At 40.2% G+C, this 17,159-nt stretch carries 12 protein-coding genes and 1 pseudogene; 10 read left to right on the top strand and 3 right to left on the bottom strand.

What is annotated here, in order from left to right:
- Positions 1-482, bottom strand: a pseudogene (locus tag J2S25_RS07490) (DUF4372 domain-containing protein); the annotation flags it as partial.
- Positions 483-919: 437 nt separating this feature from the next.
- On the opposite strand from J2S25_RS07490, the gene J2S25_RS07485 reads away from it, so the two are divergent.
- From J2S25_RS07485 to J2S25_RS07465, 5 genes are all read left to right on the top strand, one after another.
- Positions 920-1,129, top strand: a complete 210-nt coding sequence (locus J2S25_RS07485; protein ID WP_307191596.1) for a hypothetical protein — start codon at positions 920-922, stop codon at positions 1,127-1,129.
- A 239-nt stretch (positions 1,130-1,368) separates the two neighbouring features.
- Complete coding sequence (locus J2S25_RS07480; protein WP_307191595.1) at positions 1,369-2,211, top strand: STAS domain-containing protein; 843 nt, start codon at positions 1,369-1,371, stop codon at positions 2,209-2,211.
- A 935-nt stretch (positions 2,212-3,146) separates the two neighbouring features.
- Positions 3,147-3,599, top strand: a complete 453-nt coding sequence (locus J2S25_RS07475; RefSeq protein WP_307191594.1) for a CBO0543 family protein — start codon at positions 3,147-3,149, stop codon at positions 3,597-3,599.
- Positions 3,600-3,765: 166 nt separating this feature from the next.
- A complete protein-coding gene (locus J2S25_RS07470) occupies positions 3,766-3,954 on the top strand; it encodes a RidA family protein (RefSeq protein ID WP_307191593.1) in 189 nt (62 codons plus the stop codon).
- 11 nt (positions 3,955-3,965) lie between these two features.
- Complete coding sequence (locus J2S25_RS07465) at positions 3,966-4,925, top strand: threonine ammonia-lyase (RefSeq protein ID WP_307191592.1); 960 nt, start codon at positions 3,966-3,968, stop codon at positions 4,923-4,925.
- A 216-nt stretch (positions 4,926-5,141) separates the two neighbouring features.
- Here the strand turns inward: J2S25_RS07465 and J2S25_RS07460 are convergent, their stop codons facing one another.
- Entirely contained in the window at positions 5,142-5,492 is a 351-nt protein-coding gene (locus J2S25_RS07460; protein WP_044396447.1) for a DUF2200 domain-containing protein, read from the bottom strand.
- A 139-nt stretch (positions 5,493-5,631) separates the two neighbouring features.
- Between J2S25_RS07460 and J2S25_RS07455 the strand changes: the two genes are divergently transcribed.
- Together J2S25_RS07455 and ggt are read left to right on the top strand one after the other, a co-directional pair.
- Complete coding sequence (locus J2S25_RS07455) at positions 5,632-5,904, top strand: hypothetical protein (protein WP_044396445.1); 273 nt, start codon at positions 5,632-5,634, stop codon at positions 5,902-5,904.
- 280 nt (positions 5,905-6,184) lie between these two features.
- The gene (ggt, locus tag J2S25_RS07450) at positions 6,185-7,954 is read left to right on the top strand and encodes a gamma-glutamyltransferase (protein ID WP_307191591.1); all 1,770 of its coding nucleotides are present in this window, start codon (positions 6,185-6,187) and stop codon (positions 7,952-7,954) included.
- Positions 7,955-8,272: 318 nt separating this feature from the next.
- On the opposite strand, the gene J2S25_RS07445 is transcribed toward ggt, so the two are convergent.
- On the bottom strand, positions 8,273-9,484 hold the full coding sequence (locus tag J2S25_RS07445) for a Bcr/CflA family multidrug efflux MFS transporter (RefSeq protein ID WP_307191590.1): 1,212 nt from the start codon (positions 9,482-9,484) through the stop codon (positions 8,273-8,275).
- A 475-nt stretch (positions 9,485-9,959) separates the two neighbouring features.
- On the opposite strand from J2S25_RS07445, the gene J2S25_RS07440 reads away from it, so the two are divergent.
- The 3 genes from J2S25_RS07440 to J2S25_RS07430 all read left to right on the top strand — a co-directional run bounded on the left by J2S25_RS07440 (position 9,960) and on the right by J2S25_RS07430 (position 17,098).
- Entirely contained in the window at positions 9,960-14,069 is a 4,110-nt protein-coding gene (locus tag J2S25_RS07440) for a phosphodiester glycosidase family protein (RefSeq protein ID WP_307191589.1), read from the top strand.
- Positions 14,070-14,346: 277 nt separating this feature from the next.
- A complete protein-coding gene (locus tag J2S25_RS07435) occupies positions 14,347-14,673 on the top strand; it encodes a nucleoside triphosphate pyrophosphohydrolase (protein ID WP_307191588.1) in 327 nt (108 codons plus the stop codon).
- A complete protein-coding gene (locus J2S25_RS07430) occupies positions 14,666-17,098 on the top strand; it encodes a DEAD/DEAH box helicase family protein (protein ID WP_307191587.1) in 2,433 nt (810 codons plus the stop codon). Before J2S25_RS07435 ends, J2S25_RS07430 begins: the two co-directional genes overlap by 8 nt.
- Positions 17,099-17,159: the final 61 nt, after the last annotated feature.

The raw sequence follows: 17,159 nt of genomic DNA, 5'->3' as shown, positions 1-17,159 counted from the left end.
TTTTCGGGGTAGGAGATTCCTTTTTCCATGAAGACCAGCCGCAGATGTAATTTTACACCGGCTTTTGTTTTACGGAATTTCGCCCACCTGTGATTTGTCAGATTAAGAGGTAAGTCAATGTCCCTTCGAATCTATGATTTTCAAGGGAATCACCATTTTTAGGGAGTCTTTTCGTGAATCTTCCCGACTAAATCAGGACAAAAGGATATGGAATAGGTCGGGATTCATTCTATTTAATCGTCGGGACATCTGAGAAGCAATGATGGAATCAAGGTCAATCTCTTTCTGGAGCATCTAAAAGGGAATCACTAAATGCATGCGGCTTTCGAATTCCGTCAGTTGAGAAATAAGTAATAATTTTAGAAATGATTCTGTGTTAAATTTTTCATGAAATAGTCTAATTTCATGGTCTTCATATGTTCTTAAAAAATTTTGAGATTTATTGGAGAAAACCATTGTTCTAATGAAGTGTTTCGTGTAATTTGTCCATTTTATTGTCCTTTTTAGTGGATTTGAACGGGTTACCACCTGACTTATCCATTATAAGGACTTTTTCTTTGCACATAAGAAGAAGGAAGATTTTGAGTCATTTTAATATTGAAATTAAGTTAATGCAAAGCTAATTATCTCTGTTATGTTAATGCAAATTCCTAGTAACCGTCCGTGCACCTGCTATTCATTTTCAAAAAGAAAGGTGTATAATCACATTATAAATTTGTATATTTATAAGGTTGATGGAACATAAGGGGACATTTTGGATGAATTATCTATCGGAACACTTAATGAAATGAAACAAGCTGTGGAGGAATATGTTCTGCATTTGGAGCGAAAGGGAAGGTGGAATTCATTTTAGGAACCCCTTCGTTAGTGAACGATGTAAACCAAAGCAGCTTTGTCGAAGAAGTGATCAAATCGTCGTTTGGCGATAAACAATTCGAGCTCCGTTCAGCCAGAGATGGGAGCGAAGGATTTCTCGTATTATCTGCTCCATACACCAGTTGCATTCGTATTCGTCGGCATTGGCGGAGAAAAAGTACCTATCAACATCCTAAACGATCTAGATGAAGCCGTCTTGCCAATTGCAATTAAGTTGTTCATTGAAATAATGAAAGCTTATGATGAAAAGTAGTGGGATGTCCAAATTCTTTTTGTAAAGTAAAATTATGCATATATCTGAATAATAAACAGAGAGTTTAATTAGACACTAGATACATTATTTAGTAAAATTAAGTTAAATTGGGTGACTTTAGATTTTAAAGAAGATTTATCAAATGGTGTATCATCTAATCTATAAATTGGATAAAAAGAACAAGTTTTATTTTAGGCGATACCAGACAAGTGTGAAAAGGTAGATAGGAGTAGGCATCTATGACAGAAAATTTGAATAAAAAATTATATAAAGCAATAGTAGAAAATCAAACGGCTCTTACCGATCACTGGTTAACGTTGAGGAAGAAGAGGGCTAACTCCATCTATTCTGCTGATGCCGATAAAAAATATGAGAAGATTTTGAGGGAGCAGAATGAATTAACAACTAAAACGATTGCAAGCTCGTTATTAGATAATAAGGAAGAATACCATCAGAACTTGGGGCAATGGGCAAACACGGTGGCGCAAAGCCGGGCTGATTTGGGTACGCCTATTCATGAAGTGCTAGAAGCTGTCCATCAATTCCGATTCGTTATCATGAAGTATTTAGATAGGTATATCGCGGAGCAAGGAGATTCCATTAGCATACAACATTTACAGAAATGGAATCATTCCATTCATTCTGCTATTGATTTTATGATCCAGGAGTTTTCTAAGACTTATTATCGAATCACAAGAGAACGTATGAACGTTCAACATGAATTGATCGCTGAATTAGGTGCGCCTATTATCCCATTAGGTGATACAATTGCAATTCTTCCTCTTATAGGGGACATTGATACGGATCGTGCAAAAAGGATAATGGATACCGTGCCAGCAAAATGTGTTGAGAAACAAATAGATAAGCTATGCATTGATCTGTCCGGCGTTCCAGTTGTCGATACCATGGTTGCACAGCAAATCTATTCGATCATTCAGGTACTTTCCCTTCTTGGCATCAAAACCTCCCTTTCAGGGATTAAGCCCGAAGTTGCAATGACATCTGTTCATCTTGGCATTGATTTTAAGGGGACCAATACCTTTAATACTTTGCAGCAAGCTTTAGAAAAAATGGAACGGTAGATTGGCTAAAGAGTTTCCGGGTTGCCCCCGGAAGCTCTTTATTTTAAGGTCGGTAAAGTTTTATTATAAGCATTCTAGGGTTAAATTCCTTCCTGATACTGTTGTCTCTGCCAAAAACTCTAGCCAAAAAAGCCCCCTTTGTTTTTTGGTAGGAAGATGGGGTGGTGGTGATTACGGCCAAGGGTTTTTACCACCTCTGCCATCTTTTGTACCACTCATTGACAAATAATTTACCATCTGTTGACTCCCCGTTTACCATAAAAACTTTACGTAACCGTTAAAGGCGTGGCAATCGCTTCTATCGGCCGTTCCAAAGACATCCTTGACACTGAGCCTCCGGCAGATATGATGTGGCAGCCATTGCCGGCATCCCCCTTAGGGCGTTCCCTACGGTCACTCGGGGGCTGCCAGCCGGACAGCCTATCATATCTGCCTACTCAGTATCAAGGACCGCTACGCTTGCCTTTTCCACTGGGATTAGACGGTCCTGGTAAATGGCCTGGCGAACGGTGGTAAATTCCTTGGCATTCCTTGGTACAAAGGATGGCATTAGTGGTACATTTCAGTGGCCGTAATCAGGTGGGCGAAGCAAAGGCTAAATCTGTCTAGAAACTTTCATAAATGGTAGGTATAGACTCTGTTCATTAGAGGAACAGATAAGGAAATGGATGTTTTATCTATCATGAATCCAAATAAATTTCTCGTAACCTAGTTGTTCTAAGGTAGACTTGCCGTTTTGAAGCAGGATTTCAAAGGGAGAAAATTGCTTAAAATAATCAAAAACATTTCTGGCTGGCAAGAACCATAGAGCAGGATTATAGAGTGAAAAGAAGGGTGAGCTGTCAATTTTAGGATTTTATTAATCTAAATACTATTGGTTTCAGGAGTTAATTATATGCTAGGAAAGACATATCCTTTACTAAGGTGTGAAGACGATGAAAAAGTCAAATCTGAATTATGAATATATAAACAGGTTGCAAACGGAATGGAAGGAATTAGAAACACAGTATTGGCTAGAATACAATTTATTTTCCATTCAATGGTGGTTCCTTTTATTAGTACTTATTCTTCCGTGGGTTTTATGGTCGAAATACGTTGAACGCAAAAGAATAAAGGAAATACTTTTATTTGGAGCTTTATTGAGTATGTTAGTGGGACTCTTAGATGAATTAGGTATTAGTCTGAATCTTTGGGCCTATCCATATCAACTAACAAATTTAATACCTGGATTAGTTGCAATTGATTATGGAATCATTATTGTTGCACATATGTTCATTTATCAATATTTTAGAGAGTGGAAATCTTTTATTATCACCAATATGATCCTAGCAGCTATTTTTGCTTTTATTGCTGAGCCAATTACCGTTCGGATAGCATTTATAAATTAGAAAATTGGCAATATATCTATTCGTTTCCATTCTATATACTTAAAACAGCTCTAATAAAATGGATAGTCGATGTCCACTTAGAGAAACCTTCCATTATTCATAAATAATGATTATAAAAAAGGAATCAAAGATTCGAAAGCGTATTTATAATATTAAGCGCAGTATTATGAAAGGTGACAGGGTATATTCAAACTGCACCAGGTTTTTTGAACCTTTCAAAGTTCTTGATGCCGCTTCAGAGTTATTCGAGAATATTTTCGGTGAAAAAGGGCGCCATGTCCGGACAGCTATTGGTGCTGTAGAGCTGCCAGGCAATACCCTGATTGAAATTGATTTTATTTTTGCAGTTAGATAGGAGGGAAAGACATGATTTCTTTAAAAGATGTTCAGGATGCCAGAGAACGAATTGGTAAAATAGCGCATGTAACACCGGTTCTACGATCAACGCAACTTACTGATATATGCGGAAATCAGATGTTTTTAAAATCGGAGCATTTACAAAAAACAGGTTCGTTTAAAATAAGAGGAGCAAGCAATAAAGTCATACACTCCATTGAAAAGGGTGCAAAGTTTGTAACAACAGCATCATCCGGTAATCATGGCCAAGCGGTTTCCTATATTGCCAATAAGTACGGGGTGCCAGCAACCATTGTTGTTCCGGAGAATGTTAGTAAGTGTAAGGTCAACGCAATCCAAGCTTACAACGGAAAGGTAGAAGTATGCGGTACTACCTCTTCAGAGCGATTACCTAGAGCGCAGGAAATCGCAGAACAAGAAAAAGGCGTTTATATTCCTCCCTATGACGACCCATTTGTTATGGCAGGGCAAGGAACGTTGGGACTGGAAATCCTAGAACAGCTGGAAAATGTGGACGTAATCATTGTTCCCATTGGCGGTGGGGGACTTATATCCGGAATCCTGACTGCTGTAAAAGAAACGAATCCAAAAATAAAAGTGATCGGTGTAGAGCCTGAGCTTGCCAATGATACATTTCTATCCTTACAAAATAAAAAAATTACTGCAATTCCTGCCACTAAAACGATTGCCGATGGATTAAGAACCAGCCAGCCAGGTGACCTGACCTTCCCTGTACTTATGAGGTACCTAGACGACATTGTTCTCGTGAGCGAAGATGAAATTCGCCAAGCCTTCCGTTTCATTATGGAACGTACGAAGCAGCTAATCGAACCGTCAAGTGCAACAACGATAGCAGCAGCGATGTTCAATAAATTGAACATCCAAGGAAAAAATATCGTAAGTGTTATATCGGGCGGAAATGTGGACATTCACGAAGTTCAGCAACTTATTGTGAATACTGTGGAATGATTTTTTACAACTAAACTCTGAAACTTCCACTTCACCGGCAGAAGAAAAAATCGCTTTTCCCGGTGGAGTCTCCAGTTTTTGCACTTGTTGGCAGTCGGCTGTACTTTTCCCAATGAGATCAAAGAACGACGTCACCGGTCGGCCATCCAAGGGACAGGTCTTGCTATACCCGCCAGCTACAGGACGTGGCGTTAGCAGCGCTTGCGGTTTTTCTTATTATTTTCGTAAAATCTTCTCCATCTTTTTTCCCTTTGCCAGCTCATCGATCAACTTGTCCAAATAGCGAATTTCCCTCATTGTTGGTTCTTCGATGTTTTCAACTCGAACACCGCAGACTACGCCTTTGATCAAGTCCCTCGAAGGATTCATTTGGGGAGCTTCTGCAAAGAAGGTCTCAAAGTTTGTCTGTTTTTCCAGTATTGCTTCTAACTCTTCCTGGCTGTATCCTGTCAGCCAGGTGATTATTTCATCAACTTCTATTTTCGTACGCCCTTTTCTTTCTGCCTTATTTACATAATTCGGATAGACACTTGCAAAACTCATTGTATAGATTTTATGTTTGCTCAAGATACAAACTCCTTAGAATCGTTTTCTTCATTATAATCCTAGAAAATGGCATGTTCAAATTTGTTTTTAGGAAAGAACTCAAAGGAAATTGACCTGTTAGGAAAGAATATAAAAGAATATGTATTTGGGGGTGTGGTTGATGGCTAAGACAGTGCTTTCCAACAAGGGAAGGAAAACAGCTAGAACCTTTTTCAAAGAAAGTTCTCTCTTACGTATGCTACGCTTTGCCTTCTTATTGTTTCTTTCCTTCTTATTGGTGTATATCTACTATCTGCATCTTACCGGCAATCTTCAAAAAACCATTCAGCATATTTGGTCGAATCATCAGCAAGTCATCATTGCCACATCAATTTTCATTACTTATACAGTGATTATTTTTCAGTTGGGTGTTTGGAGAGGGAGAAGCAGGTAGCAAAAAAATAATATGGAATAATGGATGTAAGGTTTTGCTTTTTTTTCGGAGTATCTACGAGGGGTGGGGTATGAGAGGAAGCCGATAAATTCTTGGTGAGTCAATCCCTCCTGTAGAAAACTATCTTATGTACTATCTTTCTACATGCCTAATTTACCACTTTAGTCAAAACCACTAGGATTATAGTTTTAAAATTTTAAAAATTCGGTTAAATATTTGCTATACTCTTTATTTTCCTCTACCATTATATTGAAATGAAATGGAACAGGAGGGAATCAATATGAAAAACATCTTACGTACAGGGTTTATTGCACTGCTTAGTATTCTGTTGTTGGCTGGGACGATGCCTGTAGCTGGGCTAGCTAAAACGCCGCAATTCAGCTACGACCAGTACAGTCAGGTTGGTGTTGGTGAAGATGGAATGGTTGCTACCGCACACCCGCTAGCATCAGAGATTGGTGCTGAGGTTCTTCAGAAGGGTGGGAACGCAATTGATGCTTCTGTTGCCATCCAGTTTGCGTTGAATGTAGTAGAACCGATGATGTCCGGAATCGGCGGCGGTGGTTTCATGATGGTTTATGACGGAAAAACAAAGGAAACCACAATCGTGAACAGCCGTGAGCGTGCTCCTGATGGCGCGACGCCAGACATGTTCCTGGATGAAAACGGAAAGCCGATTCCTTTTTCAGAACGTTCAACCGGCGGTACGGCAGTAGGTGTGCCTGGAACGTTAAAAGGTCTTGAGACAGCACTTGAAATGTGGGGAACACGACCACTTCAGCAGCTGATCGGGCCATCTATTAAGCTAGCGGACAAGGGATTCCCAATTGATTCAGTCCTGGCAGAATCGATTGCCGATAATCAGGACAAGTTATCAAGATCAGCAGCAAGTGAGGTTTTCTTACCAGATGGGAATCCGCTTCAAGAGGGAGATATCCTTGTTCAGGACGACCTGGCTAAAACCTTCAAACTGATCCGTTCACATGGTGCTGATGCACTTTATGAAGGAAAAATGGCAGAAGCAGTTGCCGATGTTGTCCAGGATTTCGGTGGATCAATGACTCCTGAGGATTTGGCAAAGTATGAGGTAACCGTTGATGAGCCGGTTTGGGGAGACTATCAGGGCTACGAGATTGCCAGCATGCCTCCACCGAGCTCAGGCGGCGTCTTCCTGCTGCAAATGCTAAAAATACTGGACGGTTTCAACCTGTCCCAATATGATGTCAATTCGGCAGAAAAATATCATCTTTTGGCTGAAGCCATGCATCTTGCCTATGCTGACCGTGCCGCATACGCTGGAGATCCTGAGTTTGTTAATGTCCCTGTGAATGGTTTGCTCCACCCTGATTACATCAAGGAGCGCCAGGAGCTGATCGGCATGGAATCTGTCAATCAGACTCCAACAGCTGGTGACCCTTGGAAATATGAAAATTCAGAGGCGAACTTTACACCAATAAGCCAGCCAAATGACAGGAAGTATGGAGAAACAACCCACTTTACTGTTGCTGACAAATGGGGAAATGTTGTTTCCTATACGACAACAATTGAACAGGTTTTCGGAACGGGCATCATGGTGCCTGGTTACGGGTTCATGCTGAACAATGAATTGACTGATTTTGATGCAGTACCTGGCGGCGCGAATGAAGTTCAGCCGAACAAACGCCCGTTGAGCAGCATGACTCCGACCATTGTATTTGAAAATGGAGAACCAGTCCTCACAGTTGGTTCTCCTGGGGGCCCGACCATCATTACCTCCGTGTTGCAAACCATTCTCCATGCCATCGAGTACGATATGGAGCTTAAGCAAGCAGTCGAGCAACCTAGAATATACACCAATAATCTGAATTCCTATCTTTATGAAGACGGCATCAGTTCTCACACTCTAAACGAACTGAATACGATGGGACATAAATTTGGTGCTAGCCCAACGACCATCGGAAATGTCCAAAGCATCCAAATCGACCGTGAAAACGGTACTTTTAAGGGAGTCGCCGACTCAAGCAGAAATGGTGCAGCTATTGGAGTAGATCTAAAAGGCAACAGAAAATAGATAGGAAGAAAGGGAGTGGAATAATTCCGCTCCTTTCTTTTTTGATTCCTTCTTTTTGCTTCAAACCTTTTCAGTTATTAAAGCCACAAGCGTTCTACTAATGTTCTTATTTTATAGAATCAACAGAAATATTGTCATAAGGTAGATACAAATAGGAAGGAAATCGAAAACTAGACAATTTTGTCATTGTTGTATACAGAAGCTACAGTACGACAAAAACACCTCTATTTCTTATAGTGGAATCTATACGAAATAGAGGTGTTTATTCATAGTTAATAATATTTGGTTCTTTGTGATTCATTCTTCCTGAATCAAATACTATTTTTCCATCTGTACTTGTAGTGTTGTTCTCCGAACTAGCATAAAATAGGAGAGGAGAGCAAGCAAGCTTGCTGATAGAATCACAACAGCCATCGGAATCGCTGAATATTCACCTGCCAACCCAACCAATGGTGATGTAAGTGAACCAAGAACAAATGGCATCAAGCCTAATAGTGCTGAGGCGCTTCCGGCAATATGGCCCTGAGTCTCAATTGCTAATGCAAAGGAGGAGGTTGAGATAATCCCGATGGAAGACACTAAAAAGAAAATTGGGATTGCCACTGCTAGAAGTGGTGCTTTTAGCAGAAGTGCTACTAATAAAAAAGTGCCTGCGGTAGTAGAAAGAAATAAACCGAATTTCAAGAACGTTTTTTCAGGAATAATATCTGTTAAACGGCCAACCAACTGAGTTCCGATAATTAAAGCCAGACCATTTACTCCAAAAAGCAAACTAAATACTTGAGGAGATACGCCATAAATATTCTGGTACACAAAAGGAATGCCTGAAACGTATGCAAAAATCCCAGCAATAATAAACCCTTGTGTAAGTGCATAGCCAAGGAATACTCGGTCTTTGAATAAGGATCCAAAATTACTTACTATTTGAGTTAGGTTACTTGGAACACGCTTTTCCACCGGTAATGATTCTTCTAGTTTGAGGGAAACCGTAAGAACCAATACAAGACCGACAAGTGCTAAAACAAAGAATACTCCATTCCAATTCGTAACTGCAAGAACTCCACCGCCGACAATCGGTGCCACAATAGGGCCAAGGTTGCCAACTAACATTAATAAAGCAAAAAACTTGGTCAATTCCCTTCCATTATAAATATCCCGGACAATCGCCCTGGAAATAACGAGACCTCCCGCTGCTGCAAATCCTTGTAGGAATCGAGCTGCAATGAAAAGATAAATAGATGGGGCGAGGGCACAGGCAATAGAAGCAATCAAATAGAAGGTAAGGAAAAAAAGCAAGGGCTTTCGACGACCTTGTACGTCACTCATGGGACCGATAATCAATTGTCCCAAACCTAGTCCTAAAAGACATGTTGTTAAACTAATTTGAACTAAAGATGCGGTAGTTCCATAGTCATTAACAATTGTTGGAAATGATGGTAGATACATATCAATCGTGAAGGGTCCAAGGAGCCCAAGAGATCCTAAAAGTAATGCAAGTTGTAAACGCTTAGTTCCGACCGGTTTATTCAAGTTGTTCTCACCTTTCTGCACATCAATAGAACAAGGAAACTGTTCCTAAGTATCATACCTAAAATCCCCGCTTTACTCCAACAAAGTGCTTCGGGATCCTAAATTTGTAGTTCAGAACTCTAAACGAATAGTCTCCCAAATTCCAGCGAGGAGCATGTGTATTTGATGAATTCCACACGGATCCTTTATTACCGCAATTGTGATAATAGAAGCTTTTGTTCCTTTTATCACTGAGCCAATGGTTTGGCATTTATAAATTTTGGTCCCGCAGACAAAACATAGATAATTTCTCTAATGAAGCAAAAAACTTGACTATTCATTCTTTCCCAACTCTCATTAGGTCTTTCCTCCCATTTCCAATTATGTTAATAACTTAATATTTAATTAATACTAGATTAATAGATGAAAAATATGATGGAGAAGGAAAGAGAGGCCTTACATAGCGGTTAAATCATCTTTCACGAGGAGGAGAACGATGAAGAAAAAATGGGGAAAGGGATTCAAAGCCACTGTAGTTTATGCACTTATGGCTAGCACGTTGATTTCTCCAGCATCAACGTTTGCACTTGGAAATTTCGATTTGAACTCGCAGGTTATTCAGACGCCGATCAATCAGTACAACGCCAACCTGGCCTCTGGAGTCACGGAAAAGCATTATAGCTTTGAAAACAAGGAAGGACAAAAGCTTGAGAGTTTTGTTGTTGAGGTGGACAAGCAGGATCCAACTATTGCAATTGAGGCAGGGACACCTAATAATGGCACGGCTTTCGGTTTACAGCCGGTCAGAAAGCAGGCGGAAGCGGCAACCGGGGAAAATCATACTGTGGTCGCTGCAGTGAATGCTGACTTTTACAATATGGCAACTGGAGAACCATTAGGCTATGTCTATAAGGATGGACAACCCGTTAAGGACAAGTCACTGTCATCACAGGAATTCTTTGCGATTAAAAAATCAGGCGAGGCTGTAATTGGAACTCCAGGCGAATTTGAAGGAATGAAGGACCAAATCAAAGAGGCTTTAGGCGGGAATGCAATCCTAGTAAAAAACGGACAAGTATATCAGACTCCGCAAACGGGTGCGGATAAAGAGCCGCGTACAGCCGTCGGAATCAAACAGGATGGAGATGTGTTTTTTGTAGTTGTAGACGGAAGGCAGGAACCTTATTCAGCGGGGATTTCCATGCCGGACCTGGCTCAAATGATGATTGACCTTGGAGCGGTGAGTGCACTGAACCTGGATGGCGGCGGGTCATCAACTTTCACAACCCGTGAGTTGGGGGGAGATCGGCTTGAAGTTGACAATAAACCATCAGATCGGGCAGAAAGAAGCGTCGCCAACTCGTGGCTGATTGTTTCCAATACTCCTTCTGATCATGTTTTTGAAACAGCTTATGTCCAGCCATATGACCAGTCGTTCACGCCTGGATCAACCATAGCCTTCTCCGCAAAAGGCAGGGACCAGTCAATGGCTTCAGCTCCGCTACCTGAAGAAGGACTAACATGGGAGCTGTCCGATCCCTCATTCGGTACGATCCTTGAGAATGGAACGTTTGTTTCTAATGGAAAATCAGGTCAGTTTCATATTGTTTTAAAGCATGATGGAAAAGAAGTGGGCACAAGTATTATCGAAATTGCCCAGCCTGATGAAATGTCTTTTTCAGCTGCTGAACTGACGGCAGCTAGAAACAGCGAAGTGAATTTGGGGCTCATCACTAAATTTCAAAAACGCGAAATTGACTGGAACTTAAATGATATTGAATTTGAAATACCAGAAGGAATGGGAACCATTGATGAAGCGGGCGTACTGCATACGGGAGAGCAAAATGTAATCGGGATGATCAAAGCCCATCTCAAGGGTACGAATCTTTCTGCTGAAATGAAGGTTTCAGTTGGGAAGCTTCCTGAAGTGGTGTTCGATTTCGAAAAAGACCTTGGAAGCTGGAGGACGGCCACCGCAAACCGCGGTGAAAAAGGGGCTGTGAGCCTTTCTAAGTATCCTTCCCCAGTAAGGTTCGGCAATCAGTCATTGAAGCTGGATTTTGATTTCACCAATTCACCGATTGGGACGACACTTGGAGTTTATGCTGGTCCCGGTGCGAATACAACGATTAGTGATAATCCTACAGGAATCGGAATGTGGGTTTATGGGACGCCTGAAGCTCAAGGCTACTGGCTTCGCATGCTTATCGTTGACGGAAATAACAAAAGCCAGGCCCTCAATTTTACTGGTGAGAAGCCAGGCATCGACTGGACGGGCTGGAAATATGTTGAGGCTGAAATCCCTGATTCTTTTACTGGTCCATTCAAACTTTCAGGCACACAGACAATCCGGTTGATGTCTACAAAATCAGGGATTACGGGCCCGATGACGAAAGGTTCTATCTATGTTGATAACATCCGTGCCGTTTACGGTGAAAAAATGGATGATCTGTATCCACCGGAGATTCAGTCCATTAACGTGGAAGGCAAGAATTTTACGACCAGTGCAGTGAACCTGAAAGCAGAAGTCAATGAGTATGAAGATGATCCATTTAAAACGGGAATTGACTGGGAAAAAATCAATGTTTTTGTAGACGGCAAAAATTATGCCGGCGCCGAAGGCCATTTCTCCTTTGATATGGACGGAAGCATATCTTTAAGCGGACTGAACTGGGCAGACGGAACGCATAAAGTAACGCTGATGGTACCTGACCAGTTTGGCAACCAGGCAATCAATACGGTCTATTTTATCGTTAATACTGGTTCAGCAAAAATCGATTTGATGAAGAAGCAAGAAAAAGCGCTTCTCGGAGATGTGTTTGAGCTTGCGGTCAAGGTGACAAATCCGAATGAGATAACCGGGTCTGCTATTAAGCTTCAAGTAGACAAGCATTTTCCGGTAGAGGACGTACAATTTATTGAAGCATTCAAGACGAGTACATTCAGTTATGAAGAAGAGACAGGATTACTGACGATGAACATCATCAAGAGCGGTGAAGCAGCTGCCGATGCAGAAGCAGCATCCATTAAAATCAGGGTTCCTGCTTCAGTGAAGGAAGGCAGCAAATTAGCTTATGAAATTTTGGAAGCTGACTTTAACTACCAGACTCCAAAGGGGGAAAGCTTTGTTTCTACCTACTCAATGGAACCTGTAAGCGTAAATGTGGAAGGGGCCTATACCATTGAAGGAGAACCAATCCTAATTGGAAAGCCATTCAGAGTGACTGTGAAAAATGAGCAAAACCAAGTTGAAAAAGACATCGAAATATATGCTCTAGTCAATGGTGCAAAGGAGCCTGAACTGTTAGGAAAGACAGACCACGAAGGAAAGCTCGTAGTTGAATCGCTGACAAGCGAGGTAAAGAAAGTAGCCCTTTATGCCGTCAAGGATGACAAGTATTCGTTCAAGTGGAATACTCAAACCTACCCTGCACTTGCAGCAATCGACGAAATGAAGAACATTCTATCCACTCCAACAGGCGATCCCTATAAAGAAAAGGGGTTCACCTGGATGTCCAGCCCATTGACAGAAGGGAAAAGTTTGATCCAATTTGTCAGAAAACAAGACTATGACAGAAAGGGTGTAACGGCTCTTGAAACGGTTAATGGATCATCCAGCACTCAGGTTTTCTCAGGCGAGCAGGATATCAAGAAAAACGGAATAGTCAGAGTGAATGAAGTAAAACTGGAAAAGCTGCAGCAGGATACTGCCTACATCTACCGAGTTGGTGATGGGAAGAATTGGTCAGATTTTGATGATTTCACGACATTGAAAAAAAAGCAAAGCTTCGAGTTTGCTGTCCTAGGAGATACTCAGTCTCCTTCCGACCTGACTGATTTTAATAAAATCCTTGGAGATCTGCATGAAAAAGACTTATCATTCATGATTCATGTTGGAGACCTGATCGATGAATCAAGCAAGTTCGGGCAGTGGGATAGCGCATTGAACTCACTGAACCAATACGATAAAATCCGTACAACCGATTTTGTCGGGACCTTAGGCAACCATGAATACATGGGTGATGCAGATGGAAGTCTTGCCAAAGAGATTTTCAACTCACCAGAAAACGGACCTGAAATCGATCGAGGCGGCACCTACTCAGTTGATTACAATAACATCCACATCAGCGTGTTAGGGTACACGAGCGAAAGAGAAGTGCTGGAACAGCAGCTTGAGTGGCTGAAACAGGATGTGAAAAATTCAGACAAGCCATGGAAAATCCTTGTGACTCACAAGCCACCATACTTTACGAATCCTTTTGGCGGAAATGACATCATGAAGGAACAATTACCTCCAGTCGTTGATGAGCTGGGAATCGACATCGTCTTCTCTGGCCACGACCATTCATACGGCAGGACGAAAAAACTAAAGGCCGACAAGGAGGATTCAAATGGTACGGTTTATGTAGTAGCCGGAACAACCGGCAAGAAACACTACGACGCTGTTGCTGATGAGAAATTTGAGTATGTAAACATGGAGAACATAGCTGTATCCATGCAGGCAAAGGTTGATAAAGACAAAATCATCTTTACGACAGTTACATCAGACGGAGAAGTCATTGATGAATTTACGGTTGTGAATGAAGATTATTTTCTAGAAGAATAAATGCATGGATAAGGCCAGCCCTTGGGTCAAGGGGCTGGCCTTAATTAATGATTCAGCTTTGTATCAGATTAAATGAAGAAATAAGTTGATAGGTTACCGAGTAAGTGAACTGTAAAGAAATCAAGTGCAATCTAAATTAGGTTGACTCCACATCCTTTTCACCTAATCCCTGTTTTTAGTTGATTTAAAACATAGTTTGCTATTAAAATCTTCTCTGTAAAGTTATAATTATAAGGGAATGATTATGTTACTTTTAAAGTACATTGGAGGAGATAAAATGCCGACATATAATAAACTAGTACGTGATCGTATTCCAGACGTAATTGAACTTGCAGGAAAGAAATTCTCAACAAGGATTTTAAAGGAATCTGAATACATAGAACAACTTCAGAAAAAAGCTTATGAAGAACTAGATGAATATGTTAATACTGTTAACAAGAAAGATGCTGTTGAAGAACTTGCAGATTTGTTAGAGATTATACACGCTCTTTCTGAATACCATGGGTCTTCTATTGTAGAAGTGGAAGAAGTTAGAAAGCAGAAGGCTGAAAAGCGCGGTGGATTTAAGGAGAAGGTTTTTTTAATTGAGGTTGAAGATGAGTAGGATTGAATTAATTACAAATGACTTGGGTAGTCATTTATTGAGTCAGATAGAGAATGCGTCGACAATATGTATTCTGACTTCTTTTGTTATGAAATCTGGTGTTGTTTTTTTAAAAGACACTTTGATAAATGCTGCTAAAGCCGGTGCGGATATTAAAATATGTACGGGGGATTATCTATATATTACTCAGCCTGATGGTCTTGCAGAATTATTAGCGACTGATGAGAACATTGAAATTCGTCTTTGGAAAAGTAATGGAATTTCTTTTCATCCGAAGGCTTATTTGTTTAAGTCGGATTCTGAGGATTGCTTATTTATAGGATCTTCGAATCTATCAAAATCAGCTCTAAACAATGGAATTGAATGGAACCTATCAGTAAGCAATGAGAAGACAGTCTTCACCGATGCGCTAGATGAATTTCTAAAGATATTTTATGCTGACCAAACTGTTAAGTTAAATGATGAAACATTAAAAGACTATACTGCAGTTTATCACCAATACCATAAAGATAACCCAAATTTAGCGAAAGTTTGGTCAAATACAGAAGAACTGAATTTGATGTTACCTACTCCAAAAGATTTGCCTGTCCAACCATTAATTATCCATGATCCACCAATAAGTACAACATATGGAGATATAAAGCCCCGGTTTGCTCAACTGGAGGCGCTTGAGGAACTTGAAAAGACCAGGGAAGAAGAATATCAGAAGGCCTTGGTAGTAATGGCTACAGGGTTAGGAAAAACTTATCTTGCTGGTTTTTTTGCAAAGAATTATAAAAATGTATTATTTATTGCCCATAGAGAAGAAATTCTTTTCCAGGCAAGGCAATCTTTCGAAAATATTATGCCCGACAAAAAGTATGGAATATATAATGGAAAGAACAAGGATAGCGATGCAGATGCTATTTTTGCTTCCATTTATACTTTAAGTATGAAGGCTCATATTGAGAAATTTAGTCCAGATGAGTTTGACTTGATTATAGTGGATGAATTTCATCATGCTGCAGCTGAATCTTATCAGAGGGTATTGGACTATTTTAAACCTGAATTCTTACTTGGAATCACGGCTACTCCAGATCGTAATGATAATAAAGATGTTTACGCTATTTGTGAAGGGAACGTAGCATATCGTCTTGATTTCCTTGATGCGATTAATCGTAATTGGCTAGCTCCATTTAAGTACTATGGAGTATACGACGAAACAGATTATAGCCAAATTGCTTGGTTGGGGACACGATATGATGAGGAGGAACTTCTTCACATACAGTTAAAAGAAGTGATGGCTTCGAAAATATTGGAAGCCTGGAAAGATAAAAAACAGACAAGAACTATTGGTTTTTGTTCTTCCATTAGACAGGCAAACTTTCTTTCTAGCTTTTTTAACAACCAGGGGTATAAAACAGTCAGCCTTCATTCACAACAAAAAGAAGTAGGTCGTGCGCATGCGATAAAAATGCTTGAAGCAGGAGAACTGGATATCATATTTACTGTCGATCTATTCAATGAGGGTGTTGATATTCCAGCAGTAGATACCCTTCTATTTGTAAGGCCTACAGAATCATTAACTGTATTTACCCAACAAATCGGTCGTGGTCTCCGATTAGCTCCAGATAAAGACTATTGTGTGATCATCGACTTAATTGGAAATTATCGAAATGCGGATGTAAAGTTGAGTTTATTTGATACCAAAAGTAGTGAAAGCAAGTCTAAGCAGATTGAACCTAGAATTCCTTCAAATTGTGAGCTGAATCTCGATGTTCAGGTGGTCAACCTACTCAAAGAAATGGCTAAGAAAAGATCTCCACGTAAAGAAATGCTGCTTGATGACTACTTTGACCTTAAATATCTTCTTGGCAGACGGTCTACATACCTGGAATTGCATTTAAAGGGGCACTCTGATTCCTCTCAATATAGGCAAGAGTTTAACTCTTATATAGGTTTTTTAAATTGGGCAAAGGAGTTAAGTGAACAAGAACAAGAAGTCTTTGAGCGGTATGAGAATTGGCTAGTGGAAGTTGAAAAGACCAGCATGTCGAAAAGCTATAAAATGGTTTTGCTGCTGGCTATGCTCAATCGAGGTAGCACTAAATGGTTTAAATCAATTACTTCAAAAGAAGTAGCACCATTTTTCCATCATTACTTGACTGAAACAGAATATAGAAAAAGGATCGACTTCTCAGACAAGTCATCGAAAAAACTATGGGAATACGATGAAAAAGCTGTCAGTAAGCTCATTGAAACGATGCCAATGACAATGTGGAATCGTGGAGCAGTAGGATTAACCAGTTTTTCAGAGGGAGAATTCAGTATAAACTTTGATGTTTTAGAAGAAGACCAAGAAATTCTTTATCACTGGACAAGAGAAATTACTGAATACCGTTTGCATGTACATTTTGAAAGAAGAGCAATGAATAGCACTCATTAATTAGTAGTGCTGTTTTATATTGACCAAGTTAATATCAAAAATTCCTTCTTAAATTTATCCA

It is taken from the genome of Mesobacillus stamsii (assembly GCF_030814065.1).
In the GTDB taxonomy this organism is placed as follows: domain Bacteria; phylum Bacillota; class Bacilli; order Bacillales; family Cytobacillaceae; genus Mesobacillus; species Mesobacillus stamsii.
Note: the sequence above shows the minus strand (reverse complement) of the source record. Positions and strands in the feature narration are given on the sequence as shown.